The sequence below is a fragment of the Cytobacillus sp. FSL R5-0569 genome (genome assembly GCF_038007265.1).
Classification (GTDB): domain Bacteria; phylum Bacillota; class Bacilli; order Bacillales; family Cytobacillaceae; genus Cytobacillus; species Cytobacillus kochii.
Window position 1 is genome coordinate 3,778,175 of record NZ_JBBOWW010000001.1, and the last position, 26,554, is coordinate 3,804,728.

Annotated in this window: 24 protein-coding genes and 1 other annotated feature; of the genes, 5 read left to right on the plus strand and 19 right to left on the minus strand. The window is 36.8% G+C overall.

What is annotated here, in order from left to right; all coding sequences use genetic code 11:
• Window positions 1-61: 61 nt before the first annotated feature.
• The 3 genes from proS to MKX78_RS19150 all read right to left on the minus strand — a co-directional run bounded on the left by proS (window position 62) and on the right by MKX78_RS19150 (window position 4,808).
• Window positions 62-1,492 (minus strand): proline--tRNA ligase, encoded by a 1,431-nt coding sequence (gene proS / locus MKX78_RS19140; protein WP_341051937.1) that lies wholly within the window; start codon window positions 1,490-1,492, stop codon window positions 62-64.
• Window positions 1,493-1,550: 58 nt separating this feature from the next.
• Window positions 1,551-1,762 (minus strand) — a binding site (T-box leader).
• Window positions 1,763-2,242: 480 nt separating this feature from the next.
• Window positions 2,243-3,373: an alanine dehydrogenase gene (gene ald / locus MKX78_RS19145; protein WP_307318163.1), complete on the minus strand. Its 1,131-nt coding sequence runs from the start codon at window positions 3,371-3,373 to the stop codon at window positions 2,243-2,245.
• Between the two features lie 175 nt (window positions 3,374-3,548).
• Window positions 3,549-4,808 carry a PucR family transcriptional regulator gene (locus MKX78_RS19150; protein ID WP_322910413.1) on the minus strand — a complete coding sequence of 420 codons (1,260 nt, stop codon included), beginning with the start codon at window positions 4,806-4,808 and terminating at the stop codon, window positions 3,549-3,551.
• 291 nt (window positions 4,809-5,099) lie between these two features.
• Between MKX78_RS19150 and MKX78_RS19155 the strand changes: the two genes are divergently transcribed.
• Window positions 5,100-6,485: an alanine/glycine:cation symporter family protein gene (locus tag MKX78_RS19155; protein ID WP_328197467.1), complete on the plus strand. Its 1,386-nt coding sequence runs from the start codon at window positions 5,100-5,102 to the stop codon at window positions 6,483-6,485.
• 76 nt (window positions 6,486-6,561) lie between these two features.
• Here MKX78_RS19155 and MKX78_RS19160 read toward each other — a convergent pair whose 3' ends face one another.
• Entirely contained in the window at window positions 6,562-6,795 is a 234-nt protein-coding gene (locus tag MKX78_RS19160) for a hypothetical protein (RefSeq protein ID WP_095372053.1), read from the minus strand.
• A 179-nt stretch (window positions 6,796-6,974) separates the two neighbouring features.
• Here MKX78_RS19160 and MKX78_RS19165 point away from each other — a divergent pair, with 179 nt between their 5' ends.
• Window positions 6,975-7,490, plus strand: coding sequence for a MerR family transcriptional regulator (locus tag MKX78_RS19165; protein WP_341051939.1), 516 nt, complete (start codon window positions 6,975-6,977; stop codon window positions 7,488-7,490).
• Between the two features lie 430 nt (window positions 7,491-7,920).
• Here MKX78_RS19165 and MKX78_RS19170 read toward each other — a convergent pair whose 3' ends face one another.
• Both MKX78_RS19170 and MKX78_RS19175 read right to left on the minus strand, forming a co-directional pair.
• On the minus strand, window positions 7,921-9,237 hold the full coding sequence (locus tag MKX78_RS19170) for a Na+/H+ antiporter family protein (protein ID WP_322910415.1): 1,317 nt from the start codon (window positions 9,235-9,237) through the stop codon (window positions 7,921-7,923).
• Window positions 9,238-9,476: 239 nt separating this feature from the next.
• On the minus strand, window positions 9,477-10,979 hold the full coding sequence (locus MKX78_RS19175; protein WP_095372050.1) for a leucyl aminopeptidase: 1,503 nt from the start codon (window positions 10,977-10,979) through the stop codon (window positions 9,477-9,479).
• A 206-nt stretch (window positions 10,980-11,185) separates the two neighbouring features.
• Between MKX78_RS19175 and MKX78_RS19180 the strand changes: the two genes are divergently transcribed.
• Both MKX78_RS19180 and MKX78_RS19185 read left to right on the plus strand, forming a co-directional pair.
• Window positions 11,186-11,662 carry a divergent PAP2 family protein gene (locus MKX78_RS19180; protein ID WP_095372049.1) on the plus strand — a complete coding sequence of 159 codons (477 nt, stop codon included), beginning with the start codon at window positions 11,186-11,188 and terminating at the stop codon, window positions 11,660-11,662.
• 19 nt (window positions 11,663-11,681) lie between these two features.
• A complete protein-coding gene (locus MKX78_RS19185) occupies window positions 11,682-12,476 on the plus strand; it encodes a cobalamin-binding protein (RefSeq protein ID WP_307318173.1) in 795 nt (264 codons plus the stop codon).
• 34 nt (window positions 12,477-12,510) lie between these two features.
• Here MKX78_RS19185 and MKX78_RS19190 read toward each other — a convergent pair whose 3' ends face one another.
• From MKX78_RS19190 to MKX78_RS19250, 13 genes are all read right to left on the minus strand, one after another.
• A complete protein-coding gene (locus tag MKX78_RS19190; protein ID WP_224938001.1) occupies window positions 12,511-13,209 on the minus strand; it encodes a 3D domain-containing protein in 699 nt (232 codons plus the stop codon).
• A gap of 424 nt (window positions 13,210-13,633) precedes the next feature.
• Window positions 13,634-14,539 carry a nuclease-related domain-containing protein gene (locus MKX78_RS19195; RefSeq protein WP_340976273.1) on the minus strand — a complete coding sequence of 302 codons (906 nt, stop codon included), beginning with the start codon at window positions 14,537-14,539 and terminating at the stop codon, window positions 13,634-13,636.
• 116 nt (window positions 14,540-14,655) lie between these two features.
• Entirely contained in the window at window positions 14,656-14,979 is a 324-nt protein-coding gene (locus MKX78_RS19200) for a YuiB family protein (protein WP_224938003.1), read from the minus strand.
• 200 nt (window positions 14,980-15,179) lie between these two features.
• The gene (locus MKX78_RS19205; protein WP_322910418.1) at window positions 15,180-16,604 is read right to left on the minus strand and encodes a dihydrolipoyl dehydrogenase family protein; all 1,425 of its coding nucleotides are present in this window, start codon (window positions 16,602-16,604) and stop codon (window positions 15,180-15,182) included.
• Window positions 16,605-17,813: a dihydrolipoamide acetyltransferase family protein gene (locus MKX78_RS19210; protein WP_322910419.1), complete on the minus strand. Its 1,209-nt coding sequence runs from the start codon at window positions 17,811-17,813 to the stop codon at window positions 16,605-16,607. It abuts the gene before it with no gap.
• A gap of 18 nt (window positions 17,814-17,831) precedes the next feature.
• Window positions 17,832-18,848 (minus strand): alpha-ketoacid dehydrogenase subunit beta, encoded by a 1,017-nt coding sequence (locus MKX78_RS19215; RefSeq protein ID WP_233435203.1) that lies wholly within the window; start codon window positions 18,846-18,848, stop codon window positions 17,832-17,834.
• A 2-nt stretch (window positions 18,849-18,850) separates the two neighbouring features.
• Complete coding sequence (pdhA, locus tag MKX78_RS19220) at window positions 18,851-19,912, minus strand: pyruvate dehydrogenase (acetyl-transferring) E1 component subunit alpha (protein ID WP_095372041.1); 1,062 nt, start codon at window positions 19,910-19,912, stop codon at window positions 18,851-18,853.
• A 14-nt stretch (window positions 19,913-19,926) separates the two neighbouring features.
• A complete protein-coding gene (locus MKX78_RS19225; protein WP_322910420.1) occupies window positions 19,927-21,063 on the minus strand; it encodes a Leu/Phe/Val dehydrogenase in 1,137 nt (378 codons plus the stop codon).
• A 12-nt stretch (window positions 21,064-21,075) separates the two neighbouring features.
• On the minus strand, window positions 21,076-21,471 hold the full coding sequence (locus MKX78_RS19230) for a thioesterase family protein (RefSeq protein ID WP_095372039.1): 396 nt from the start codon (window positions 21,469-21,471) through the stop codon (window positions 21,076-21,078).
• A 704-nt stretch (window positions 21,472-22,175) separates the two neighbouring features.
• Complete coding sequence (locus MKX78_RS19235) at window positions 22,176-22,832, minus strand: GntR family transcriptional regulator (RefSeq protein ID WP_095372037.1); 657 nt, start codon at window positions 22,830-22,832, stop codon at window positions 22,176-22,178.
• A gap of 174 nt (window positions 22,833-23,006) precedes the next feature.
• A complete protein-coding gene (locus tag MKX78_RS19240) occupies window positions 23,007-23,129 on the minus strand; it encodes a YuiA family protein (RefSeq protein WP_233435202.1) in 123 nt (40 codons plus the stop codon).
• Between the two features lie 164 nt (window positions 23,130-23,293).
• On the minus strand, window positions 23,294-23,782 hold the full coding sequence (locus MKX78_RS19245; RefSeq protein ID WP_095372036.1) for an NUDIX domain-containing protein: 489 nt from the start codon (window positions 23,780-23,782) through the stop codon (window positions 23,294-23,296).
• A 74-nt stretch (window positions 23,783-23,856) separates the two neighbouring features.
• Entirely contained in the window at window positions 23,857-25,071 is a 1,215-nt protein-coding gene (locus MKX78_RS19250) for an NAD(P)/FAD-dependent oxidoreductase (protein ID WP_095372035.1), read from the minus strand.
• Window positions 25,072-25,502: 431 nt separating this feature from the next.
• Between MKX78_RS19250 and MKX78_RS19255 the strand changes: the two genes are divergently transcribed.
• Window positions 25,503-26,492 (plus strand): NAD(P)/FAD-dependent oxidoreductase, encoded by a 990-nt coding sequence (locus MKX78_RS19255; RefSeq protein WP_322910421.1) that lies wholly within the window; start codon window positions 25,503-25,505, stop codon window positions 26,490-26,492.
• Window positions 26,493-26,554 lie beyond the last annotated feature (62 nt).

Sequence of the window (26,554 nt, forward strand, 5' to 3'; positions counted from 1 at the left end):
ACTTTCTATTACTTAAACGGCTATAAGTGAAAAAAAGATATGGGTCAATAAAATTTTTTTCTTAATAAGCTTTAGCCCAATAGACAAGATGCTGTGCTTCTTCTTTACAGCAAATACACGCTTTAGCAATCGCCGTTTCATCAAATGGCATACATCGGGAAGTCACACTTGTGTCTTCTTTTATTTTCTCTTCGCATGCTTGATTGCCACACCACATCGCTTTGACGAATCCTTGTTTTTCATTAAATATCTGCTTAAACTCTTCATAAGTATATGCTTCATACGTATGTTCGTTGCGATGTTCTTTTGCCTTATGATAAAGTGAAGTTTGAACCTTTTCTAAGAGTTGAACAATTGTTTCTTCTAGATTTTCTAATGGAGTGACCATTTTCTCCCCTGTATCTCTTCTTGCAAGTACGACTTGGCCCTTTTCAATATCTTTAGGACCTACTTCTAAGCGAATGGGCACACCCTTCATTTCATATTCATTAAATTTCCAACCTGGCTTTTTATCACTTGCATCAATATCTACGCGCGCTACTTTACTTAGTCTTTCTTTTAAATCATAGGCAAAATCTAATACGCAACCCTTATGTTGCGCAATAGGAACAATCATTACCTGCTTTGGGGCAACCTTTGGCGGAATTACTAAACCTCTGTCATCACCGTGGACCATAATCATCGCACCGATAATTCTGGTTGTGAATCCCCAAGAAGTTTGCTGCACATACTGCTCTTTTCCATCTTGGTCGGTAAATTGAATCCCAAATGCCTTTGCAAAGCCATCTCCTAAATGATGAGATGTCCCTGATTGTAGCGCTTTACCATCATGCATTAAACTTTCAATTGTATAAGTTAATTTAGCGCCAGCAAACTTTTCTTTTTCCGTTTTCTTGCCTTTAACAACAGGGATAGCTAAAAGATTTTCACAAATATCTGCATAGACTTCTAGCATCTTTACTGTTTCTTCTAACGCTTCTTCATCCGTCGCATGACAAGTATGGCCCTCTTGCCATAAAAACTCCAACGTTCGTAAAAATGGTCTTGTTGTTTTCTCCCATCGAACAACATTTGACCATTGATTATAAAGCTTTGGTAAATCACGATAAGAGTGAATAATATTTTTATAATGTTCTCCGAATAGTACTTCTGATGTCGGGCGCACACAAAGTCTCTCAGCAAGCTCATCTTCCCCACCATGAGTTACCCAAGCGACTTCTGGGGCAAATCCTTCAATATGATCTTTTTCTTTCTGAAGAAGGCTCTCAGGTATAAATAGAGGCATATAAACATTTTCATGCCCAGTTTCTTTTATCTTTTGATCAAGTGCTGATTTAATGTTCTCCCAAAGGGCGTAACCATATGGACGAATAATCATTGAACCTCTCACACTCGAATAATCGACTAAATCAGCTTTCTTTACGACATCTGTATACCATTGTGGAAAATCTTCATTCATTGATGTTATTTCTTTCACAAACTGCTTACCCATATTGACACCTCATTTTTAATTTTTATTCTTTCAAAGACACAAAAAAGCCCTGCTTTCAAATAGGGACCCAATGACTGGTGGTACCACCCTATTTCAAAGCAAAGCTTTGCACTCTTATTGATAACGGTTCAACAAGTAAACCGCATATTCTAAAGAATATGTACTCAGAGGGCAGGTTCAGCTTTTCATTAATAGATATCTTACAGCACAAACGGATACCTTCTCTGAAAATAATGATGAAAACTTACTATTCCTCATCAACGATTAACTATTTTTTGAAGATTATATAGAGTTTAATGAAAAATGTCAAATTTTGATTGAAGGCTCTTGGTCTAATGGCTTTTTACTTCTCTTTTTAGCCCTCTCAAGTGACCTTTTTTCTATTACTAGACTAATTGGTACACAAGAAGAGGCAAAAAAATAAGATGATCAATAACAGAATGTGAAAAGATAAACCTTTCCGTACAAAGAATACAATCCATTTTTCTATTTTAATATTTTGAAGGAATTCGATTATCCCCTATATGTGTAACTAGAAAAATACAGCCCTATTAAATCCTTGAATGGTAAAGGGGCTCCTGAAGATACGTTAACCATCATAGCAAAGAATACTAAATGAAGGCTATAAGAAAATCGCGTTCAACATGATTTAGTATCAACTGAACTACTCCTACAAATTCATACATCGTCTAATATATCATCCAAAAAGTAAAAAAACCTACCCCTATTAAGAGGTAGGAGAAAGTATCATTAGTTTGTTATTTCTTCATTTGCGAATGCTGCATCGACTTGAACATAATCATAACCTAAGTCCCTTGCGACTGCTTCATACGTTACATGCCCATTTACTACGTTTACCCCTAATTTCAATGCTGGGTTTTGTTCAACAGCTAGATGTGCACCTTTAGTCGCTATTTGTAATGCATAAGGAATTGTTACATTCGTTAATGCGATTGTTGATGTTCTTGGCACGGCACCTGGCATGTTTGCCACAGCATAATGCACAACACCATGTTTAATATATGTTGGATCATCATGTGTAGTTACATGATCAACCGTTTCAAGAATACCACCTTGGTCAACCGCAACGTCGATAACGACTGCACCAGGTTTCATCGTTTGAATCATTTCTTCTGTTACTAATTTTGGCGCTTTTGCTCCTGGAATGAGTACAGCACCAATTACAAGGTCAGCTTCTTTTACAGATTCAGCAATATTTAATGGATTAGACATTAATGTTTGAATGCTATTACCGAAAATATCATCAAGTTGACGAAGTCTTTCAGGGCTTAAATCAATGATTGTTACATCTGCACCAAGACCAATGGCCATTTTCGCAGCATTAATACCCACAACGCCCCCACCAATAATCGTCACTTTTCCTCGAGATACACCTGGCACACCTGCAAGTAATATTCCTTGGCCACCGTTTGTTTTTTGTAAGAATTGCGCTCCAACTTGTGTAGCCATTCTACCGGCAACTTCACTCATTGGTGTTAATAATGGAAGTGTACGGTTCACTTCAACTGTTTCATATGCAATAGCCGTTACTCCACTTTTCACTAGCGCATCTGCCAATTCTGGTTCTGCTGCTAAATGCAAATAAGTAAACAATACTAGGCCTTTACGGAAATAGTCATATTCAGTTGGTAGCGGTTCTTTTACCTTCATTACCATCTCCGCTGCCCATGCTTCTTTTGCCGTGCCTACGATTTTCGCGCCTGTTAACTCGTAATCTTGATCTTGAAATCCACTTCCGAGTCCTGCAGTCGTTTCAATAAGTACTTCATGTCCAGCTTTTACTAATGCATCTACCCCCGCTGGTGTCATTGCTACACGGTTCTCGTTGTTTTTAATCTCTTTAGGTACGCCGATAATCATATCCTTTTGGCCCCTTCCATTTATTATATTAATTTTTAAGTATGAATAAATTGCATAGAATAAATTGTCAAATAATAAATGACAATTTTATGTTTCCCTATTGTCAGTATAATAATAGAATGTTGAAATGACTTTGTTTATATTTGAAAAATGAAAAAGCATCATTTGTGTAATTTCACAAACGATGCTTTTTTTCTATGTATTTGCGGATTTGCAGTTCTAAATACAAGGAAAATTTCTCATGTGTACTTTTAAAGTTCACATGAGTGAGTTCTGTAATTCTCTTCAAACGATAATTTAATGTATTAACGTGAACATGCAGGACTTTAGCAGCGTCATTTACATTGCTATCATTTAAAATAAAGGCCTCTAGCGTCATTAATAGCTCCGTTCGATGAGCATGGTCATAATCAATTAAACGTTGGATGACGGGATGTTCATATGCATCACGGCTTCTTATATCAAGAATGGCATCCAAATATTTAAAGACACCTAATTGGTGATAAGTATAGATTTCTTGCATTTCTTTCGGATATTGTGATTTTAAACGAAGTACTTCTAAGCATTCTGAATAGCGATCTTCAACATGGTCATAGGTCAATTTCAAACTACTGCTGCCACTAATGATATGATCAATTTCAAACCTTACATACATTTGATTGATAACAAACTGTACAAACTCAGATAAATCTGTTTCATTTGCCTGTGTAGATGGCGGAGATGCTAGTAAGATAAAATCATTACCCATCGTTGCATAAAAAGTCATATGGATTTTTTGGCTCGTTGAAATAAGATAAATCATGCTTTGTTCTGTTTGCATGTCTATATCGTCAATAAAACGAAAAATAATGACAGCAGAGTGTAGAGATGGTTTGATATGAAAATCATCTAACTTGTCTACTACTTCTGCATGCTTGGGATATCTGCCAGTTAACAACTGCCAGAAAAAATCCTGATAGCTTTCTTCTCTTTTCTTTTTTTGACGATAAAGCTTCAACAATTCAATTCTTGCCGATTGAGCAGCCAGTTTTAGTAAATACATATCTTCTGCTGTAAGAGACTTATCTCGTTCGACCACCCAAATATAGCCAAGCACCTCTTCTTGATGCCTGATAGAGATTGCTACCCTATTCCCCAGCCCAATTTCTTTAATTTCTGGAATCTTTAATGGTTCAGCACTCCTTAATAATTGAGGTATAGCATCTGCTTTCCATAAACTATTTATTACCTTTTCGGGAACTTTTCTGCTAATAATCGTTGCAATTCTAGCCTGATCGGTTTGGTCATCATGCGTACTATAAGCTAATAACCGATGATTAGCATCTTCAATAGTAACTGGACATTCAAGAACATCTCTAATTTTATCCACAAATGTTTCTAAGTTATCAAATGATCGTTTAAATGGATCTTTCCCGTACTGTTTTTCTCTCCCCATTTCAAACCTCCAACTGCCTCTTTTTTTTATTATATCTAAACCTTTACATGCTGTCGAAAAGCTCTTTTTAAACTTATTGATTATTATAAATAGTTAAACTTTTTTAAAATTGATTGAAGTTATCCTTGTATAATTTTACAATAATAAGTATTCTTATAATTTTCCGTGCACTTCAATCATTTTATTAAGATAGTATGATTTTGGTTTATGTTTAAGAAAGCGATTACATCTAAAAAAATATAGTATGGTATGATATTCAACTATAGAGAGGAAGATTCATCTGTGGACATTATGAACATACTTGAAAAAGTTAATTCCTTTTTGTGGGGAACCCCCAGTTTAATCTTATTGTTTGGGACGGGCCTACTTCTAACAATCATGCTTAAAGGTCGTACATTTACGAAACTCTATTATGCTTTTAAATTAGCATTTACAAAGGAAGGGAACGCTAAGGATACAAATGATGAAGGCGATGTAAGTAATTTCAAAGCGTTAATGACTGCATTGGCAGCAACAATAGGGAATGGAAACATTGCTGGAGTCGCCACAGCTATCACTTTAGGTGGACCAGGCGCCATTTTTTGGATGTGGATTGTTGGGCTTTTCGGGATGGCTACTAAATACGCGGAAGCCTTACTAGCAATGAAATATCGTGTAAAGAATAGCAATGGTGAATATTCAAGTGGACCCATGTACTATATTGAGAGAGGATTAGGAGCTAAGTTTAAATGGTTAGCCATTGCCTTTGCCATTTTTGGTGCTTTTGCCGCTTTAGGTATAGGGAATAGCGTGCAATCTAATACGATTGCTCAAGTAGCTAGTGAATCCTTTGGTATCAACAGTGTTATTACTGGCATCGTTTTAGCTGTTTTTGCTTCACTCATTATTTTTGGAGGCATTCAAAGAATTAGTACCGTCGCTGGATACTTTGTTCCCATTATGGCTTTTCTTTATATTGGTGGCGCCTTAATCATCATTGCGGTTAATTATGAAATGATTATTCCGTCATTTCAATTAATTTTTCATTATGCTTTTAATCCGATCGCAGCAACCGGTGGTTTTGTAGGAGTTGTCGTATCAGAGGCAATTAAAAATGGTGTCTCAAAAGGAATCTTTTCTAATGAAGCTGGTTTAGGTACTGCTGCTTTAATCGCCGGTAATGCCAAAACAGACCATCCTGTGAAGCAAGCACTTGTTGCTATGACAGGCACTTTCATTGTTACCATCATCGTTTGTACAATGACTGGACTTGTATTAATCATTACTGGTTTTTGGGATTATACAGGAGGATTACTTTCTGGCGTAACCCATGACCCTAATCTCGATGGTGGTGCATTAACGAGTGCAGCGTTCGCATCAGTATTAGGAACAGCAGGAGAATATATCGTCGCTTTTTCTGTTATCTTTTTCGGATTTACAACAATTGTAGGCTGGTATGTATACGGTGAGAAATGCTTTGAATATATAGCTGGGACAAAAGGAATTGCAGGCTACCGCGCGATTTATATTATTGCTTGTGCAGCTGGTGCAATGGTTAACTTAGCTACCGTTTGGGCATTTGCTGATATGGCTAACGCATTAATGATGATTCCGAACTTAGTTGGTCTACTCCTGTTGAGGAAAGTTGTTGTACAAGAAACAGACGAATTCTTCACACAACATTATAAAATAAAATAATTGCCTTCATTACTCAAGAAATAAGAGCCTCACAAATTGAATGATTTGGGGGCTTTTTTATTATTTACTTGTTCATTTAATAAAAGGCATTCTTCTTCTTTATGTTTTTAAAAATCTTATAATGAAATAAGAATTCCTTACAATATAATTCTTCGTTGTGGTCAAAATCATAAATATTTAGAAACTCGGAAAGTATATTTCGATCTGCCTCTAGCCATTGATAAGCAATCCATAATTTATACTTTAATTGTTCATATAAGTGGTAATGCCCTGACTCATGGAAGATGTCTTCTAATTCGTATTCTGTCATTTTACCTGTCCTCCCATCTGTTTTCTTCATTGTCCCCACTAAGAACGATTATTACTCAAAAGGTTGTAAAATATTCACTATCTTTGACGAAGCAACACTTGTTTTGTCAAACGTAAAGGAAAATATATTTCTTTAAGCGAATGCTTCTTAATAAAGTAATGATAAGGAGGAGATTACTTTTGAATACAGGCGCTGTAGCGAAACTACTCGGTGTATCCCAAAGTACTATTCAGCGATGGATAAAACAGCTAAATTTAAATATGACAAAAAATGAGCATGGCCATTATGCTTACTCAGAAGAAGATATTCAATTATTAAAAAGAGTTCATGATCAATTAAATACAGGTGTCCTTCTTCAAGACGTAAAAGTAACTAGCAAAAAAATTCGGCACGCCACTATATCTAGTCCAAAGATATCCAATGATGAACTAAGCGCAAGAATGGATATGTTAGAACAACGCTTAAATGCAAAAGCAGATGATGTGACTTCTTATCAGTTGCTACATCATCGGCAGGAGTTAGAAGAATTACACGCAGAAATTGAACGTTTACATGAACGTATACACATACTTGAAAAGAAGAATTTCATGCAAGTGTCTCCTATTCCCTCTGACAGCCCTACTGCTAGTATCTTACCCAAAAAAAGAATAAAAAAGCGTAATATCCTTACAATGCTTTTCGGCATTAAATTTTAAACAAAATTGGTTCCTCCTCAGATTTGGTTGGAACCATCTTGTTATCCTTTATGCGGTTATGCTTAAAACGAATATCTGGTTCTAAAGATCGCGCTGGAAAACTAAAAGAATTTTGACTGAGGGTACTGATATTATGTCAATATCCTTTAATAGTTACTATTCATATCTTTTTGTTAAATCCTAGCTTCCTTTAGGTGTATATAGTGACATATGCAATGTTCGACTACATTTAGCTTTATGTGACTTAGACTTTATTACTTTTTTATTTTTTACTTGGTTCTGCTTTGACGGTCAGATTTACAAACATTCTTAGTGTTCATTCATGAATCAGAAAACTTGACCTATATCCATTGCCATTGCCTCAGGTCGAGTTCACAAAAATAAACCCAATCAAATATGATCGGGTTTAAATAATACTCGTTTATTCTTTTTATAATACCATTGCAGCAATCCAGCCAAATATAATGACAGGGATATTATAATGGATAAATGTTGGTACACATGTATCCCAAATATGATTATGATTACCATCCACATTCAAGCCCGATGTCGGTCCAAGTGTACTATCTGAAGCAGGAGAACCAGCATCACCTAAAGCAGCAGATGCACCAATTAACGCAATCGTAGCCATTGGACTAAATCCTAGCTCTAAACACAATGGCACAAAAATGGTCGTAATAATTGGGATGGTTGAAAAGGATGAACCAATACCAATCGTAACCAACAAGCCGACTAAAAGCATTAGTAATGCACCAAGAGCTTGATTATTACCTATCATCTCAGCTACATTCGACACAAGGACTTCAACATCCCCTGTTTCTTTCAGTACATCACCGAAACCAAATGCCGCGAGCATAACAAATCCGATAAATGCCATCATTTTCATTCCATCTGTTAATAAGCTATCTGCTTCAGCGCCCTTTATGGTCCCACTTAAATAGACAGTTATAATACCGGCCACTGCTCCCATAATCATTGAATCTAGTTGTATTTGTACAACTAACGCAATAATGATTGATAATACAGCAAATAAGACACCGCGCCTACTATAAGATACCGTTTCAGTTTCTATGATTTCTGATGATTGATGATAGTCTCGCGGTTTTCGATAAGATATAAATACGGCTATTATTAATCCAACAACCATACCTAAAGCTGGCAGTAGCATAGCTAGTGGTATTTGTTGCATATCAACATTCAAACCACTACTTGTCATATTGTCTGCTAAGATTTGGTGAAATATTTGGCCAAACCCTGCAGGGATAAGCATATAAGGAGTAACTAAACCAAATGTAAGAACGGAAGCAATCAGTCTTCTGTCTATCTTCAATTCATTCATCACTTTTAATAATGGTGGGACTAAGATAGGGATAAATGCAATATGAATAGGAATTAGATTTTGTGAGAAACACGCCATAATTAACAATGATAAAATGACTAATGTTTTAGATAATCCTTTCTTCCTTGTCTCTCCTTCTTTCCCTACCTTTTGAATAATTTTATCAACAAGGAGATTAGGTAGACCTGTACGAGAAATAGCAATAGCAAAGCCTCCTAATAAAGCATAACTAAGCGCTACTTCTGCACTGCCACCTAAACCATTTGTAAAGACTTCAATTGTGTTTGTTATACCAAGTCCACCTGTTAATCCTCCCACCAATGCACCTATAATAAGGGATAACACGACATTTACACGTAATAGACTTAGTATTAACATGACTAATACAGCAAGTAAAACAGCATTCATGATTAAAACCTTTCTTTCTATTTATTATTTGCTTTATTTTAGTAAAGTGTTAGAGTAATAAATTAACATACTCATTCAAGTTCGTCAAATAATGGATTTTTAAGAAAAGTGTCATAATTCCCATTCTTATTCATCATGTTATCGAAGGTTTCACCTTTGCAAATGTGAGTTCTAAGGAGGAACAAAAAAGCATCTTAAGGAGCTTCTCATCCTTTAAGATGCTTTTAATGAATGGTTGATTACTTTACTTCAAATCTTTCTACAAGTAGAGCTAGTGTACGTGTCATTACACCTGTGGCACCAGCAGGACCTAATTCGTAAGGTTTATTTGTTGTAGATGTACCAGCTATATCCAAATGCACCCATGGTGTATCTTCCGCAAATTCTCCAATAAAGCCGCCTGCCATGATCGCATGGCCTTCTCTTCCTGGTGAATTGTTTAAATCTGCCACTGGGCTATTGCGAATTCTTTGTTTATCTTTTTCAAATAATGGGAGTCTCCACATCGCTTCACCTGCTTCGAATGAGGCTTCTAATACTTGTTCAAAGAAGGTTTCATGATTAGTAATCGCACCTGTTGTGTCTTCTCCTAAGGCAACAATAACACCTCCCGTTAAAGTAGCAACATCGACTAAATAATTGGCACCATGCTGTTTTGCGTACGTAATGGCATCAGCTAAAACGAGACGCCCTTCTGCATCTGTATTTAAGATCTCTATTGTTTTTCCACTTAATGAAGTAATAACATCATCTGGTTTAAAGGCAGATCCACTTATCATATTATCTGTTGATGGAATAACGGCTAATACATTCTGTTCTGGTCTTAACTCCCCGATGATTTCCATCGCACCCAGAACGGCTGCTGCTCCGCCCATATCTGTTTTCATTCCAACAATCCCTGTTTTCGGTTTTATCGAGTAACCACCAGTATCGAAGGTAATTCCTTTTCCAACTAAACTAATGACATCTTCCCACTGATCTTTCCCTTGATATTTTAGAACAATCATTTTCGGTGGCTCTGTCGAACCTTGATTGACAGCTAACAGCGCACCCATCCCAAGCTCTAACATTTCTTTCTTATCTAGTATTTCTATTTCAAAATCATATTTATTAGCTAACTCAATCGCATACTCTGCCATTGTTGTTGCTGTTAACATATTCCCAGGCATATTCACTAAAGTTCTTGCAGAGTTTGTTCCCTTACCATAGGCATAACCAACTGTTAAAGCAGATAAAACATCTTCTCTATTTTCAGTCGTATAGGCTGTGATTTTATCAATTGTCTTTTCAGGTTCATTTGACTTTTGTTTATATCCCTCAAAACGATAGGTAGCAAGGGTATATGCTTCACTAACTGCATGACCAACATCGAGGGCATCAAGCTGATCGGCAACCGTAAATGTGTCTAAAAAAACAGCTACTTCCGAAAGTTTACTTTTTTGAATTTCTTTAAAGGCTAATCCTATCGCTTCTTTTAATTGATTGAATTGTAATGTCTTTTTCTTACCTAGCCCCACAAATAATAATCTCTTTGCACCAATTTTATTGAAGGTATGTACTTTACTTACTGATTTTAACTTCCCTGATATATCACCTTGCTTAAGAAAATCATTCATTTGTCCTTCAAATTTTTCGTCCAGAGAAGATAATGCATCTTTTATTATATTCGGTTCATCGAACAAACCGATGATTAAAACTTCATGAGCTGAGTCATAAAGATTTTCTTTTTTAACTGTAAACATGTTAACACCTCCATAAGATATATAATCATTATATCTAATCTTTCACATTATTTCGACTAGCTAACTTTATCGTCTAAGAAGATCTGATTTTCAAATCAAAATGTTTTGTGCTAATCTGTTACTAATAGAAAATCCTTCCTTATAGTAATAATTAATTAAAATTAAACACGAACAAAGAATACAAACATCGATAAGGTGGTTAAATAATGGAATTATTTTTGAACTTTCCTCTTTGGTCAGCATTAGCTGCCATTCTCTTTGCACAATTTGTAAAAGTCCCTATTACCTTTTTTGCTACAAGAAAGCTAGATTGGTCACTGTTAACAAGTACAGGAGGGATGCCAAGCTCTCACTCTGCTGCCGTTACAGCTTTATCGACAGGGGTGGCCATCGAGGCAGGATTAGATTCAGTTCCCTTCGCAATATCAGCCATGTTTGCTATCATTACTATGTTTGATGCAACCGGAGTTCGAAGGCAAGCGGGTGAACAAGCCATTGTGCTTAATCAGCTTGTCAATGACTTTAACCGTTTTGTCGATGAAGCGAAATCATGGCCCAAAAAGCCAGACCAAGTAAAACGTAAAGAACTGAAAGAATTATTAGGCCATAAACCAGTAGAAGTGTTTTTTGGAGGATTAACAGGTATTTTATTAACATTACTCTTATATGCATTGATATTTTAAGATATTGGAGGTTTCAATCATGCGAGTCGCCTCTCTTTGCCCTAGTAATACAGAAATTCTCGCCTACTTAGGGTTAACCGATCAACTTGTTGCTGTTGATGATTACTCTGATTGGCCAGCAGCAGTAAATACTCTACCAAAGCTGGGGCCAGACCTCTCTATAGATATGAACGCTGTAGAAAAGGCTAAACCAGACCTTGTGCTGGCATCCTTAAGTGTACCGGGAATGGAAAAAAATATTCTAGCATTGGATGAACGAGGCATTCCCTACATAACATTAAATCCACAAAGCTTAACAGATATAGAAAATGACTTAATCACTGTAGCCACAGCCCTAGGTGAAAAAGAAGTCGGCATGCAGGCCGCAGCAAGCTTTCATGAAGAAGTAATGAACTTAAAAAAGTTAGCTAAACAGGTGAAAAACCCTCTCTCTATTTATTGGGAATGGTGGCCAAAGCCAGTTTTTACACCTGGAGGTACAAACTGGCTAACTGAAATTAGTGAACTTGTGGGCGGCAAAAACCTTTTCGCATTTAAAGAACAAGCAAATATCCAGACAGACTGGGACACCATCCGTTCGCAAAATCCTGATGTCATTTGTTTAGCCTGGGTAGGTGTAAGACAAGAAAAAGTGAATCCAGTCATTTTACAGAAACGTCCAGGTTGGTCAAATATGGATGCAATGAAAAACAATAACGTTTATGTCCTAGAGGAAGAATTGTTTTGCCGTCCTTCACCAAGATTAATCGAAGGGGCAATCAAATTGGGGCAGTTATTACATCCGAAAATATATTCTTCTCCACTAAAAAAGTAATGGGTACTCATCCCCCATTACTTTTTTAGTTTAGTTATTCTTTTGTATACTGCTGTCTAAATACTTGTAGTGATTCCGTTTCATTTAACTCTTGTAAATCTTCTTCAGTTAACGTACCATCACCGATTGATATTACATAAACATCCAAAGTTTTCTTCCCCCAAGAATTATATACATCATCTACTGTTTCATAATATAAGTCCAATTTATTTCCTTTAATGGCGCCACCTTTGTCAGCAACTACGCCAAACCCATAATCAGGAATCCACAGTATCGTACCAATGGGGAAAACAGTTAAATCTGCAGCAATCGTAGAATATAAATCCCTTTTCACCTTTACACCAGAATATGTAATACCAAATTCAGGATGACCAGGATTTTTACCTGTCGACTCATAATAGGCCGTATATCCGGTTGCGATAACTTCCTTAGTGTCGTATTGTGACCAATCCCAATCATTCAAAGAAGGTGGTTCCTCAGCAACTGTGCTTGCTGATAATTTCAAGTGATCTGCTTCCAAAGTCTTATTTAAATCTTTAAAGGCCAGTCCAATCGATTTTAAAGCATGTTTGAAAGATAGGGTAGATCCCTCTCCTTCATTAGCTTGTTCACTCATATAATCAATCACTTGCTTTGCTTCTACACCTGAAATCGTTTGGAATGTGGATAATAAAGCGAAAGAAAACGCTACAGCTATCACCATTCTTTTCGCCCATTTTTTTATATCATACATCAGTTAATCACTCCTCCCAACAATAGTCATTTCCCTTAATTCAAGGTAATATTCATTTTTTTTAGAAAGAAGCTAAACATACCGTCCTATAACCAAATAAAACCCTTATGAAAATTCAATATTCTTCATCATTTGATAGCTAACTAATAACCGCTTGGACTTTCATATCAAAAAAACCAAGAGATTCACTCTCTTGGTCCAATAGCTTTCTGCTCGAATCCTTCTACTTTTTCTTTGATCATGGGGGTTTTTGACGTGTTTATGCATGAATCCTACCATTTTTTTCTTCGATTACGAATTTTTGGCGCGTTTTCGCCTGAATCCTATCATTTTTTTCTTCGGTCACAGATTTTTGACGCGTTTTCGCCTGAATCCTACCAAATTACTCATCAACCACGCATGTTGAAGCAATCCTTGCATTGTTCTATTTTCTTTCATAATAAATACCTCGGCCACTTCCTTTTAAGGAATAATTGTTTAGGAGGACTCTTCGAATAGTTGATTTGCTTATGATCCCATTACACCAATTAAATATGACTTGGTTCGTTACTTTCAAAGCAGGAAAAAGAATGGAAAAATCATGAATCAGATCTAACAATGCATTTTCTAAGGAACACTGACTTTTACACGTAGGGCAGATGACCCGATTAGCTTTCCTTTCCATCTTATTCCTACATTTGTTACAAAATAGCCCTTTGGCTAATTCCTGATATGTATACTTCGGGATGACGAACAATGAAGACTCGGTTTGATGGGTTAATAAAGTTTGAATAATCTTTGTATGATGGGTTGTGGGGGTGTGACGCATTTGGCTTAAATTTCTTATTAGATTTGGGATTTGTGGGGGAAGAATGAGATTCTTTCTTGGCTTAGAATCATACAGCATAAATTCAGGGTTTACAAAAACCAACAAATAATCAAAGGTTAGTTGTAAATGATGTTGATCTACAAATTGTCGAATCAGTGTTTGATTCCGTTCTATTTGAATCAATGGATTTTTTATTTCTTTATTTGAATGATACCAATGCCCATCTTTTATCGTAAAGTTACCGCTAAAATTTTTAGTCTCAAAAAAAGTAATATGATGCTGGTGAACCATGAGTGCATCTACCTGAAAAATCGTATGATTACTTTTTAGCGTGAGGTCAAATAGAATAGGAATCTCAGAAGGAAAGCCGTTTAAATATTCTCGCCACCTTTTTTCTCCTTCGTAACCTTTAAGCAATAAGTGAAAGTATTGTTTTTCATCGAGTGAAAATTCCTTTCGCACACTCAGTGCACGTAAAAATTGGAGCTGATGTGAGGGATTCAGGGGGTTAATAATGGCCATGATGTACCGCCTTTCTTTTTACATTATAAAAGATTCCATCACAATAAACGACATTATTTTAAAATACAAAAAACTCTACTTTAATATATAGTAGAGTTTCTTTCCCTATGTATAGATTAAAACATACGATATCCTCTTTTGCGGAGCATGTTAATGACTATGCCAGCAACAATGGCACCAACAAAGCCACTGCTCAAGATGAGAATATCAGCTAATTGGAGGCTCGTGATTTCCGTCCAAAGACTAGAAAAGGCAGCACGAGTGTCATTAAAGTATTCAATGAGTCGAACCTTATCAATAATCCTAATAACGACAATTGGATAAACAATTGCCATGATCCATGACATTCTTAAAAGCATATTTAATATAAAACCAATTCCGAAAAACAAAACAAAAAAGAGTAACATAGAAATCGGCAATACGAAAATGGTCATTTGCATTCAGCTTGTCCTCCCTTGCACATCAATATTAAGTTTACTGAAACTTCTCTCTATGCGTCAACATGTTCTTACAATAGAAATGACAAAAAATAAAGATTTTTCTACTTTAAAGTTAAATTTACCTTTAAATAGCATTGAAAATGTAAAAAAGCTAGAAGTGCCCATCAAGTACGCACGCCTAGCTTCATTATGATTACTGTTCACACCTTAACGGATTTTTTCTCATTCGGTTTCATATGAATCGCACGGTTATTCAAGCCCTCAATAGCTTCTAAAATGGTTTCGTTAAAACTCGGGTGAGGGTACAGTGGGAAATTTAAGTCTTCGTCACGACCAACGAGTTCCATGGCTGTGACTGCTGTACTAATTAATTCAATAGCTGAAGAACCAATGGCATGAAAGCCGAGTAGCACATCATTATCTGCATCTTTAATAATTTTCATGATGCCACTTTTTTCACTAGTCACCATCGCATAGCCATTGCCGCTATAATTGAATTGACTAACAGCAATGTTTAACCCTTTTTCTTTTGCTTCTTGTTCTGTCATCCCCACTGTTGCAAGAGGTGGTATTGTATGGGCAACTGATGGCATTAAGCTTAAATCCACTTCACTATTCAAGCCAGCTATCCTCTCAGCGACCACTTTTCCTTCTTTAATTGACTTAACAGCCGATTGCCCGCCACCCGTGACATCACCAATAGCGTATATTGTCGGTATATTTGTTTGTAATTGCTGGTTTACTTTAATAAAACCATCAGTTGTACATTCCACACCTATTCTTTGTAAATCGAGGGTCTTGATATTCCCATGATGCGTTCCTTCCATAAATACATGACTACCTTCACATGTGATCTCCTGGTCTGATTTAGATAACTTCAGCTGCAAGAGAGTATGACTTTCTTTTATATCTATTAATTGATAATCACGGTATACTTTGATTTTTTGCTTCTTTAATAATCGCTGTAACTCCCTATTAATACTTTCATCAAATGAGAAATTTTCTTTATTTAAAATGAGGGTCACATCTGCACCAAGTTGACGATAAGTAAAGGCCGCTTCTAATGCAATATAACTATGACCATAAATGATAAGATGAGGAGGAATCTCCGTTAACCGATAAAGTTCAGCTTCTGTTAGGATTTTGGCAGAGCGATACTCTGTTGGTATTTCAGCAGTGCTTCCGGTCGCTATAATGACTTTCTCAAAATCATATAAATCAAAATGATGAGACATTTCAATACCTAAACGCTTTTGATTTATAAATTGAGCCTTGCCACGAATTAACTCAATTTGGTTTGCTTTACAAAGTTCTTCTACCCCTTTACGCAACCGTTCAATTGTCATATTCTTATAATCATTTAACGATTCAATAGCAAAAGTAGGTTCATCAATAGCAATACCAAAAGAAGCATAATGCCCTAGCGCTTCTAACTTCTTTGCAGCTTGCGCGTAAACCTTTGAGGGTATACAACCTGAGTTCAGGCAAACACCGCCCAATTCATTCTGTTCAACTAAAGTTACCTTCAACCCTAATTGAGCTGCTCGAATCGCCGCGTTGTATCCTCCAGGACCGCCTCCAATAATGATTAAATCCCGCTTTTCAGCGAATTCGCCTACAACCATTTAAATCAGCTCCACTAATAGTTTTGTTGGTTGTTCAATTAGTTCAATGAAACGGTTAGAAAAAGCAATTGATTGCGCACCATCTATGACGCGATGATCAAAAGAGATAGAAATATTCATGATAGAACGAATAACGATTTCATTTTTAGCATTTACTACCGGTTTTTTCTTCACTGCATGGAAGGTAATAATACTTGTTTCAGGATGATTGATAATTGGCGTTGCCCCTGTCCCGCGGCCAAGGGGGCCAACATTATTAACTGTAAAAGTTCCACCCTTCATATCACCAGGAGTTAGCTTACCTTCTTGTGCTTTTTTCGTTAACGATTTCATCTCCTCATGGATCGCCCGGACTGACTTTTGATTAGCTTGGTGAATGACCGGTACCATTAAACCTTCTTTTCCTTGTGTCGCCACACCTATATGATAATCCTTTAACAACCGAATGACACCTGCTTCTTCATCTAATCTTGCATTAAATAATGGGTGTTCTTTTAAGCAGATAACAACTGCTTTCAAGAAAAATGCGGCTGGAGAGAGGCGATCACCTAAATCCTTTAATTCATTTCTTGCTTCTAATAATTGGGTGACATCGACCTCATCATAATGCGTAACATGAGGAATTGTTTGTAGAGAATGACTCATTCGTTGAGCGATGACTTTTCTAATTCCTGTAAAAGGAATAGTCTCCTCTAATTTTGTTGTTTCTACTTGTGGCTCTGTTCTCTCTTTTTTCGTTTCTTTAGCACGATATCCTTCCACAAATTGATACACATCATCATCCATTACTCTTCCCGCTGGTCCTGTACCAACAATTCTTTCTATATCTATATTTAGATCTCTTGCAATTTTTCTTGTATAAGGTGCTGCAAGTATACGTTGATAGCGATTCCCATTCGCTTCAGCAATAACTTCTTTTTCCTTACGCGGTGGAACGGTTTCAATCACTACTTCTTCTCTCTTTGCAAGGCTCTGTCCATTATCGATTGTCATAATCACCGTTCCAACCGTAACGACTTCTCCTGTTTGAAAAGGAATGGAGGTGATGACACCAGCTGAGGGAGCAGGGATTTCAGCCACCATTTTATCTGTTTGTAGTTCAACCAATGGCTGATCTATCTCTACTGTATCTCCTTCTTTGACAAAGTAATGGATAATCTCTCCTTCTGTCATTCCTTCACCTATATCGCTAAATTTCACATCAGTCATATCATCTCACCCTCCCCTCTAAAATGTGTAAGCTTTACGAATTGCTGTCTCTACTCGTTCTGTTGATGGTAAATAATCATTCTCCAAAGAAAATAATGGCACAGGTACATCGAAGCCAGTCACTTTCTCCACTGGTGCTTTCAAATATAGAAAAGAAGTATCATTTATTATAGAAATAATTTCGCTACCTAACCCGCCTGTCTCATGCCCTTCATGAACAATGACAACTCTCCCTGTTTTTTGCACAGAATCAGCAATCAAGTCACGGTCTAGTGGGTAAAGGCTTCTTAGATCAATCACATCACAGGAAATACCGTCTTTTTTCATTTTTTCACTAACTTTCATGACTAATGGAATCATTGCACCCCAAGCAAAAATGGTGACATCATTGCCTTCTTGCACACGAGTGCCTTTGCCTATTTCAATTCGATAATCACCCGTAGGTACTTCTTCTCTACTTCCACGGTATAGACGCATCGGTTCTAAAAAAAGGACGGGATCTGGGTCATCTACTGCTGCTAACAATAAACCTTTTGCATCATAAGCGTTAGATGGGCACACGACTTTTATTCCTGGTAAATGTGTAAATAATGCTTCGACACTTTCCGAATGGATTTCTGGTGAGCGGACTCCTGCACCGTATGGAGCGCGAATCACCATGGGAATATGATATTGACCGAGTGTACGCATACGCATTCTTGTCACATGAGTCGCAATTTGTTCAAATGCTGGATAGATAAAACCGAGAAATTGAATTTCGACGACTGGTTTTAGTCCCGCTAACGCCATCCCTACAGCTGTTCCGACGAACCCTGCTTCACTTAGTGGTGTATCGATGACTCTTTTTTCGCCAAAAGTCTCCTGTAAACCATCAGTTGCTCTAAACACACCCCCATTGCGTCCAACATCTTCACCCATAATAATCGTGTTTTGATCACTGTCTAGCATCGTCTTTAATCCATCCGTGATTGCTTGGATCATCGTCAACGACTGACTTGTTGCTTTCGTTTTTATTATTTCATTTGACATGACCATGATTATCGATTCCCCCCAATCAAGCCTAATTGTTCTTTTTGCCTTGATATCGTCCAAGTAGGTTCTCTAAAGACATGATCAAACATGTCGTCTGTGTTAGCAGCAGGTGCATTTTCCATTTTCTCTACAGCTGCCTCTATCTCCTTACGTATATCAGATTGAATACTCTCTACCCACTCTTCACTCCAAAATCCGCGAAATTGCAAATGCTTTTCCAGCCGAAGAAGAGGATCCTTCGCCTCTTTTTGACGATTGATTTCTTCCTGATCACGATATTTCGAAGGGTCATCTGCTGTTGTATGTGCCCCAAAACGAATAACAACTGCTTCAATAAGCGTTGGTCCCTCCCCTTTTCGCGCCCGTTCTAAAGCTTCTTTCACTGCATAATGTACAGCAAAAACATCCATACCATCTACCCGCACACCCGGTATCCCATAAGCAACAGCTTTCTGTGCAATCGTTTCTGAATTCATCTGTTTTTCAATAGGTAACGAAATAGCGTAACCATTATTTTGATTAAAGAAAACGACTGGTGCCTTAAATACACTTGCTATATTTAAACCCTCGTGAAAATCACCTTCAGAGGTAGCACCATCTCCAAAATAAGCAATGGCAGCGTTGTCAGTTCCTTTATACACCTCCGCTATTGCAGCGCCTGTAGCATGTGGTAAATGGGTAGCTATTGGTATGGAAGCTGGCATAATTCGCTTTTCTTTTGATGGTAAACAACCTTCAATTCTACCATTCCAATGAAGGAGCATCCGATCTAAATCTGCACCAAATGTGAGAGAGGCACCGTGATCACGATAAGTAGGAAACATCCAATCATTTTCTGATAGTGCCAGTGCGCTTCCTACTTGTGCTCCTTCATGACCTGGAAAAGGCACATACGTACCAATCCTCCCTTGACGCTGCAATGCAACCCCCTTCTGGTCATAGGTGCGTATACGCAACATGTGATAATAAAATTCCTTTACTTTTTCCTCATTGAATTCTTCTTCATGTGACTTGTTAACCCATTCCCCGTTCTCATCGATCATTTGATATAGTGGATAACTTTCCATAGTAATGCCTCCCATCATTTAAAATCCCATTTAGGTCTTACATTCCGAGAGAAAAAGTTGCTTCTATGTTGCTGTTCTTTCATCTGTCTTTGTAGACGATCTTGGGCGGCTTCTACTGTGTTCTTTCCAGTTGTAGCAGATTCTCGATATAATTGTAGTAAGGTATGATAAATCGTTCTTGTTTTTTGCAATACTCGCTCTTTACTTGGTCCATATAATTCATCTGCTACTTGAATGAGCCCCCCAGCATTCACAATATAATCAGGAGCGTATAGGATACCCTTATCATGTAAAAGAGCGGCGTCAGAAGAATGTGCCAGTTGGTTATTAGCAGATCCGACAATGGCATGGACTCTTAATTCGCTGATGGTTCTTTCGTTTAACACTCCACCCATTGCACATGGAATGAAAATATCGGCCGATACGCGGTAAATCTCTAGATGATCAACTACTTGCACATTACCTCTTAACGTTTCTGCCTTTTCTACAAGTTCTGCTATTGCCTCTTGATTAATATCTGTAACAAACACATCACCACCAGCTTCAAGCAGTGATTCTGCAATCTTCATCCCAACTTTGCCTAATCCTTGAATACTGTATGTGCGCCCTTCCAAAAGGTCTGTACCATGTAAATAATGATTAGTTGCCTGTATAGCATAAACAACCCCTTGAGCAGTAGGGATGGACGAATCTCCTCCACCTCCATATGCTTCAGGTATCCCATTAATGAATCGCGTTTCTTTTGAAGCATGGACAAAGTCCTCCATCGTTGTTCCCATATCCGTTCCTGTATAAAATCTACCATTCAATGAATCTACAAATTGACCAAAAGCACGAAATAAGGCAGGTGATTTATCCTTTTTCGGATCACCAATAATGACTGCCTTACCTCCTCCAAAATCAACATCTGCTGCTGCACATTTTGCTGTCATGCCTTCAGCTAAACGTAAAGCGTCTTCTAAGGCGGCATCCATATTTTCATAAGGGTACATCCGCGTTCCACCAAGAGCTGGACCTAATGTGGTATTATGAATGGCTATAATTGCTCGTAAACCTGTACTCGGGTCATTACAAAAGACTACTTGTTCATGATTAGCCATCTTCTTAAAAATATCGTTTCCTACTTCTTGAGACTGATTAAGCTTTTCCATCCTTGCTCCCCCTTAATTGTTGGTAGCTAAAACTTTCTTCGCAATTACTTCTTTCGGAAGAACTGCTTGTTTGACTTCTCCTCTACCAATTAGTCCAAGTTCATTCATCACAATAACCTCCGTTACTAAAGAACGTTCAGTAATTGTCGTAACGGTCGCTGTTAAAGTCACTTTAGAATTTTCCCCAGATGGAGCAACATGTTGCATGTGGACAGCTGCCCCCATTCCCTCTTCATGATCCTCAAGAAATGGAAGAAGGATTTTTCTAGAAACCCACTCCATGTGATACACCATGGATGCAGTTGAATAGACGGGATGAACAACTTCTCCATCGAACTGCGCAAACATATCCTTTGTGATATTTATTGTCATTACTTCTGATAGACCAATATGTAATCCATCCTTCATTGCTACACACCACCCTTTTTGTATGCGCTTTCATTGTAGTAACAAAAGAAAATTACCCATGTTAAAATATTTACACCACACCACACTTCTGAATTTTCTTTATATTTCGGATATTACAACATTTTCTATTTTTAGTCAACGGAAAACAGTTAACCAACATACCTCTTAATTTAATATTCGCCTTGTTTGACTTGAAAGAGCGATATGAAATGAAGCTGAAATTGCTCTACCTCATACATAGTTTATGTAAAAAAAGGGTGAAAAAGACATACTCACTTTGTGCATTTAAACAAGTAAGGATAACGCAACAACAGGAAGAAGAAGTAGTAGAAAACTTCATCACTTTCAGTTACAGAGGAGGTATATATGCGTTTGTTGCTAGAACAAATATTAGCCAGCTCGAATGCGGGGATGAATTTAGCTATAGGCGGGATCATGTGTACACTATTTTTATGAATGAATAACCTAACTAAGTTAGTAAAAGGAATGGGAAATTACCATTGAATTCTCTATAATGACCTTCTCTCAAAAGAAATATATGGTCGTCACTACAAAGAAGAGCACACCATACGGGAGACTTTACAGATAAAATAAACAAGCTGACTTGTCTCACCAGTGTTACAATCAAACCTTTAAACTTAGAATCTGCCTTAATAATCAAACAAAGCTACTCTATGTAGGGCTCTACTTAGAGTAGCTGATCTTTATTTAGACACGCTTTTATCAATATGCATAAGGACACCATCAAGCCCTTTTCTGATATGCTGCCTGATATATTCTTGTGCTCCTTTTTCATCACCGCTAAATAATAAGTCTATAATTCTTTCATGTTCTTCTACTAACGTAGGATAGAAGTTTTCCTTTACCATATTACTACGCATATAATGAATCTTTGCCCGAATCATTTCTAATAACTCTGTTAACTGTTTATTCTTTGAGGCATAAATGATAATATCATGAAAGGCTTGGTCGAGCTTACCGAGTTCGATTATATCTTTCTTTTCATTTGCCTGATAACTAGCTATTAAATTCTCCTGTAACTTTTCTTTCTCATTCTCTGAAATATTATGAATAGCTAAGCTGATCGCAAGAGCTTCTAAACTTTCTCTACATTGGAAAAGATCTATTACATCTTGAACCGTCGGTGTATAAACCTTTACATAGCCATCATTATATACAAGGAGACCATCTTGAATGAGCATTCGAATCGCTTCTCTAACGGGTCCTCTACTTATGCCTAATTTACTTGCCGCTTTTGCTTCTACAATTCTCTCAGAAGGTTGATATACCCCTTCAAGAATTTCGCTCTTAATTATATGATATGCTTGTTGATGCAGAGATTCAGGTTTAACGATACGCATAAATTGCAACCTCCATTACAAACTTCGCCAATTACTAAACTTTATTATAGCAGAATTTTATTTAAAAATTTTGATATTTGATAGCATGATGAGATAATTCTACTGTATTTTAACAAAATTAAAAGCGCTCTAGAACTTAGAGCGCTATCATTACACCTTATTCAGTTGCTATATTTATTTTTCATGTTTACCAGAACCACCGCAACAAGCACATGTTTCCGATCCTCCAAGGATCAGTTGGAAATACCCTTGACCTGCACAATAGATACAAACTTTAGATTCATTTTTTACTGTCATGTTGTTCATCTCCCTTGGAATAATTGAATTTTCTGATAATAACTAAATAATACAGAAAAATATCAAAAATGGAAAGGTTCAAAAAACAGTAAAAACCCTTTATGTAAACGCATACAAGCATTATTATCTTTCTTATGCTTTAAATTATGCAATATATCACGAGGTTACAAAAATAATTTATAAGAAGTGTAACCAAATTGATCTCCAGGATTAATGCCATCAATTAATGTTTTGTTGTTATGATTGAGGCTCTCCCATATATACTGAATCATGACTGAAGTTGGTTGATGATGAATAAGTTCCAGTGGATCCATAAATTGGACATCATCTAATTCTTTGTCTTCTATTACAATTGCCTGATTTGTATCAGCTTCCAAAAGAAAAATGATCATATTATCGCTAATTTCACTTTTGATTACACCCGTACGAAGACCTATCATCTCTTTCACACGACAAGCTAGCCCAGTTTCTTCCTTCACTTCTCTAATTATTGCCTCATCTGCTGTTTCATCTTGCTCTACAAAACCAGCAGGTAATGACCATTTCCCTTTTAAACCACCGTATTTCTTGTTTACAACTAACCATTCATTCTTTTCATTGATTAAAAGACCACTAACCCCAAGCCATACTTTACCTCTATCGACTTTTCCCATTTTATCCCTCCTTAGATGAATTAATCTATAAAAAAAAGAGCAAACATATCGTTTGCCCTCTTATATTTAACGCATTAAAGAACGTTGAATTTACCTTTTTTTGCAACTAATGAAGCGCCACCGATCATTAATAATGCACGGTTATCAACCATTTTCTTCATAAATGAAGCTTTTTTACCAACCACTTTTTTACCAAATACAACACCAATCGCATCATCTTCACCTAAAGAACATACTGTACCTTTGTTATCAAAAGTAAATGACCCTAGTTCTTTATTTTGAATAAGTGCAGCAATATTTTTTGCAACTAATTCACCTTGTTGCATAGCAATTTGTGCAGTTGGCGGATAAGGACGATTAATTTCTTCATTAATTACTAATGAACTATCACCAATAACAAAGATATTGTCATGTCCAGGTGCTCTTAAATTCTCATCCACTTTTATGCGTCCACGCATAGCTTCGAATCCTGATTTTTCAATAATGGCATTCCCACGAATACCAGCAGCCCAGATTACAGTACCAGCTTTAATTTCTTCTACATCATCTTCGCCTTTTGCTACGATAATACCATCTGGCGTACCTTCTTTAATCGCTGTGCCAATACGGAATTGAACACCTTTCTTCTCAAGATGAGCAACAGCATATTCAACTAATTCAGGATCAAATCCTGGTAATACCATTGGAGCTGCCTCAACACATACAATCTTCACCTTTTCAAAAGGTACATCATATTCTTTGCATAATTCAGGAATACGGTTACCTAATTCACCAAGGAACTCGATACCTGTGAAACCAGCACCACCAACAACGATTGATAGGCGCGTATCATCTTTTACTTCTTCTGTATTATAAGTAGCAAATTGATACTCGATATGCTCACGAATTTGGCGCGCAGAATTGATATTAGAGATAGAGAAAGCGTATTCTTTCAATCCTTTAATACCGAATGTTTCAGATTCTCCACCTAGTGCAACTACTAGATAGTCATATTCAAGCTCACCTTTTTCAAGTAGAACTTTCTTCTCATCTGTTTTAATTTCAACAGCAGTACCTTTTACAAATTCAACTTTACCGTTGTCAATTACTTTACTTATATCATAACGTACTCGGTCGTGATGTAATGTACCAGCAGATGCTTCATGTAACCAAGTTGTTTCATAATGGTAATCATTTTTATTCACAAGAATAATTTCAGCATCATTTGCTCCGATTTGTTTCTGCAAACGAGTTGCAGTCATTAATCCACCGTAACCTGCACCTAAAATAACGATTTTTGGCTTTTTCAAGTGTATCACTTCCACCTTTAATATATTTTATAGTACTTCTTATCTCCTATTTTTCATAAAATAAAAGATTGTGATATTCTTCACTAATACGGACAAAAAAATGTTCGAAAAATGTCACAAAAAATTAATAAATATATCTTCTATTACATAGTATTCCTTTTCTATCTTATTTTCAAGCTAAATTGACACTTTAAGAATTTTAAGATTTTTTAATTTGATAATGATTATCAATACTATAAAATCAACATTGGTACCGCTTTCAAATTTTACCTTTCTAAAGGAAATTTAACCGTATTTTTCTAGTCAACGCTTATTCTTAAAAGATCATTTGATGGTACATCTTTTCCTCATGCAACACCTAATGATACAGAATAGTCTAATATTATGGTAAACTAATTAAAACACCATAAATATACTTAGGGGGAATCACTTTGACTGAACAGAAGATTTACGACATCACGATTATCGGCGGGGGTCCAACTGGGCTATTCACCGCTTTTTACGGTGGGATGAGACAAGCATCTGTTAACATTATTGAAAGCTTACCTCAACTAGGTGGACAGCTTTCTGCCCTTTATCCAGAGAAATATATCTACGATGTTGCTGGATTTCCGAAAATCCGCGCACAAGAGTTAATAGATAATCTTGTTGTACAGATGGACAAATTTGATCCGACTATATCTTTAGAACAATCTGTACAAACATTGGAAAAACTAGCAGATGGAACATTCAAAATTACGACAGATAAAGATGTCCACTTTTCAAAATCTGTCATTATTACTGCTGGTAACGGCGCATTCCAACCCCGTCGTTTAGAATTGGAAAGTGCGAAAGAATACGAAGGAAAAAACCTTCATTATTTTATTAACGACCTCAATCATTTTGCTGGAAAAAGAGTCGTTATATTTGGTGGAGGAGATTCAGCAGTGGACTGGGCTTTAATGCTTGAACCTATCGCAGAAAAAGTTACAATCGTTCACCGCAGAGATAAATTCCGTGCACATGAACATAGTGTAGAAAACCTTGAAAATTCTAAAGTTGATATCAAAACACCATATATTCCAGCTGAATTAGTTGGTGATGAAAGCGGTGTAAGCCAAGTAATCCTTGAAAAAGTAGGCGAAGAAGAAAAAGAAGTTATCGACGTCGATGCCGTTATTGTTAACTATGGTTTTGTCTCTTCATTAGGTCCAATTAAAGAATGGGGCTTTGACATTCAGAAGAACTCTATCGTTGTAAATCAAAAGATGGAAACTAACATTGAAGGTGTTTATGCTGCTGGAGATATTTGTACTTACGATGGAAAAGTAAAATTAATTGCATGTGGATTTGGTGAAGCACCAGTCGCAGTTAGTCACGCTAAAACATATATTGACCCTAAAGCAAGAGTACAGCCTAAACATAGTACTTCAATGTTTTAAAAGAAAGGCCCGGATGTGATTCCGGGTTTTTTTACACCCTTAAACTGGAGGAAGTTTTGACC

Excerpts from the sequence above, each read along its gene's own strand:
- MKX78_RS19245 (WP_095372036.1), bottom strand. The coding sequence starts at position 23,782 with ATGGGAAAAGTCGATAGAGGTAAAGTATGGCTTGGGGTTAGTGGTCTT.
- MKX78_RS19200 (WP_224938003.1), bottom strand. The coding sequence starts at position 14,979 with ATGCAAATGACCATTTTCGTATTGCCGATTTCTATGTTACTCTTTTTT.
- MKX78_RS19160 (WP_095372053.1), bottom strand. The coding sequence starts at position 6,795 with ATGACAGAATACGAATTAGAAGACATCTTCCATGAGTCAGGGCATTAC.
- MKX78_RS19170 (WP_322910415.1), bottom strand. The coding sequence starts at position 9,237 with ATGAATGCTGTTTTACTTGCTGTATTAGTCATGTTAATACTAAGTCTA.
- pdhA (WP_095372041.1), bottom strand. The coding sequence starts at position 19,912 with ATGGAAAGTTATCCACTATATCAAATGATCGATGAGAACGGGGAATGG.
- MKX78_RS19230 (WP_095372039.1), bottom strand. The coding sequence starts at position 21,471 with ATGAAGGATGGATTACATATTGGTCTATCAGAAGTAATGACAATAAAT.
- MKX78_RS19190 (WP_224938001.1), bottom strand. The coding sequence starts at position 13,209 with ATGTATGATATAAAAAAATGGGCGAAAAGAATGGTGATAGCTGTAGCG.
- proS (WP_341051937.1), bottom strand. The coding sequence starts at position 1,492 with ATGGGTAAGCAGTTTGTGAAAGAAATAACATCAATGAATGAAGATTTT.
- MKX78_RS19195 (WP_340976273.1), bottom strand. The coding sequence starts at position 14,539 with ATGGCCATTATTAACCCCCTGAATCCCTCACATCAGCTCCAATTTTTA.
- MKX78_RS19205 (WP_322910418.1), bottom strand. The coding sequence starts at position 16,604 with ATGGTTGTAGGCGAATTCGCTGAAAAGCGGGATTTAATCATTATTGGA.
- MKX78_RS19155 (WP_328197467.1), top strand. The coding sequence starts at position 5,100 with ATGAACATACTTGAAAAAGTTAATTCCTTTTTGTGGGGAACCCCCAGT.
- MKX78_RS19225 (WP_322910420.1), bottom strand. The coding sequence starts at position 21,063 with ATGGAAAAGCTTAATCAGTCTCAAGAAGTAGGAAACGATATTTTTAAG.
- MKX78_RS19150 (WP_322910413.1), bottom strand. The coding sequence starts at position 4,808 with ATGGGGAGAGAAAAACAGTACGGGAAAGATCCATTTAAACGATCATTT.
- MKX78_RS19210 (WP_322910419.1), bottom strand. The coding sequence starts at position 17,813 with ATGACTGATGTGAAATTTAGCGATATAGGTGAAGGAATGACAGAAGGA.
- ald (WP_307318163.1), bottom strand. The coding sequence starts at position 3,373 with ATGATTATCGGCGTACCTAAAGAGATTAAAAACAACGAGAACCGTGTA.
- MKX78_RS19215 (WP_233435203.1), bottom strand. The coding sequence starts at position 18,848 with ATGGTCATGTCAAATGAAATAATAAAAACGAAAGCAACAAGTCAGTCG.
- MKX78_RS19235 (WP_095372037.1), bottom strand. The coding sequence starts at position 22,832 with ATGCGTATCGTTAAACCTGAATCTCTGCATCAACAAGCATATCATATA.
- MKX78_RS19175 (WP_095372050.1), bottom strand. The coding sequence starts at position 10,979 with ATGTTTACAGTTAAAAAAGAAAATCTTTATGACTCAGCTCATGAAGTT.
- MKX78_RS19185 (WP_307318173.1), top strand. The coding sequence starts at position 11,682 with ATGCGAGTCGCCTCTCTTTGCCCTAGTAATACAGAAATTCTCGCCTAC.
- MKX78_RS19240 (WP_233435202.1), bottom strand. The coding sequence starts at position 23,129 with ATGACAGTAAAAAATGAATCTAAAGTTTGTATCTATTGTGCAGGTCAA.
- MKX78_RS19180 (WP_095372049.1), top strand. The coding sequence starts at position 11,186 with ATGGAATTATTTTTGAACTTTCCTCTTTGGTCAGCATTAGCTGCCATT.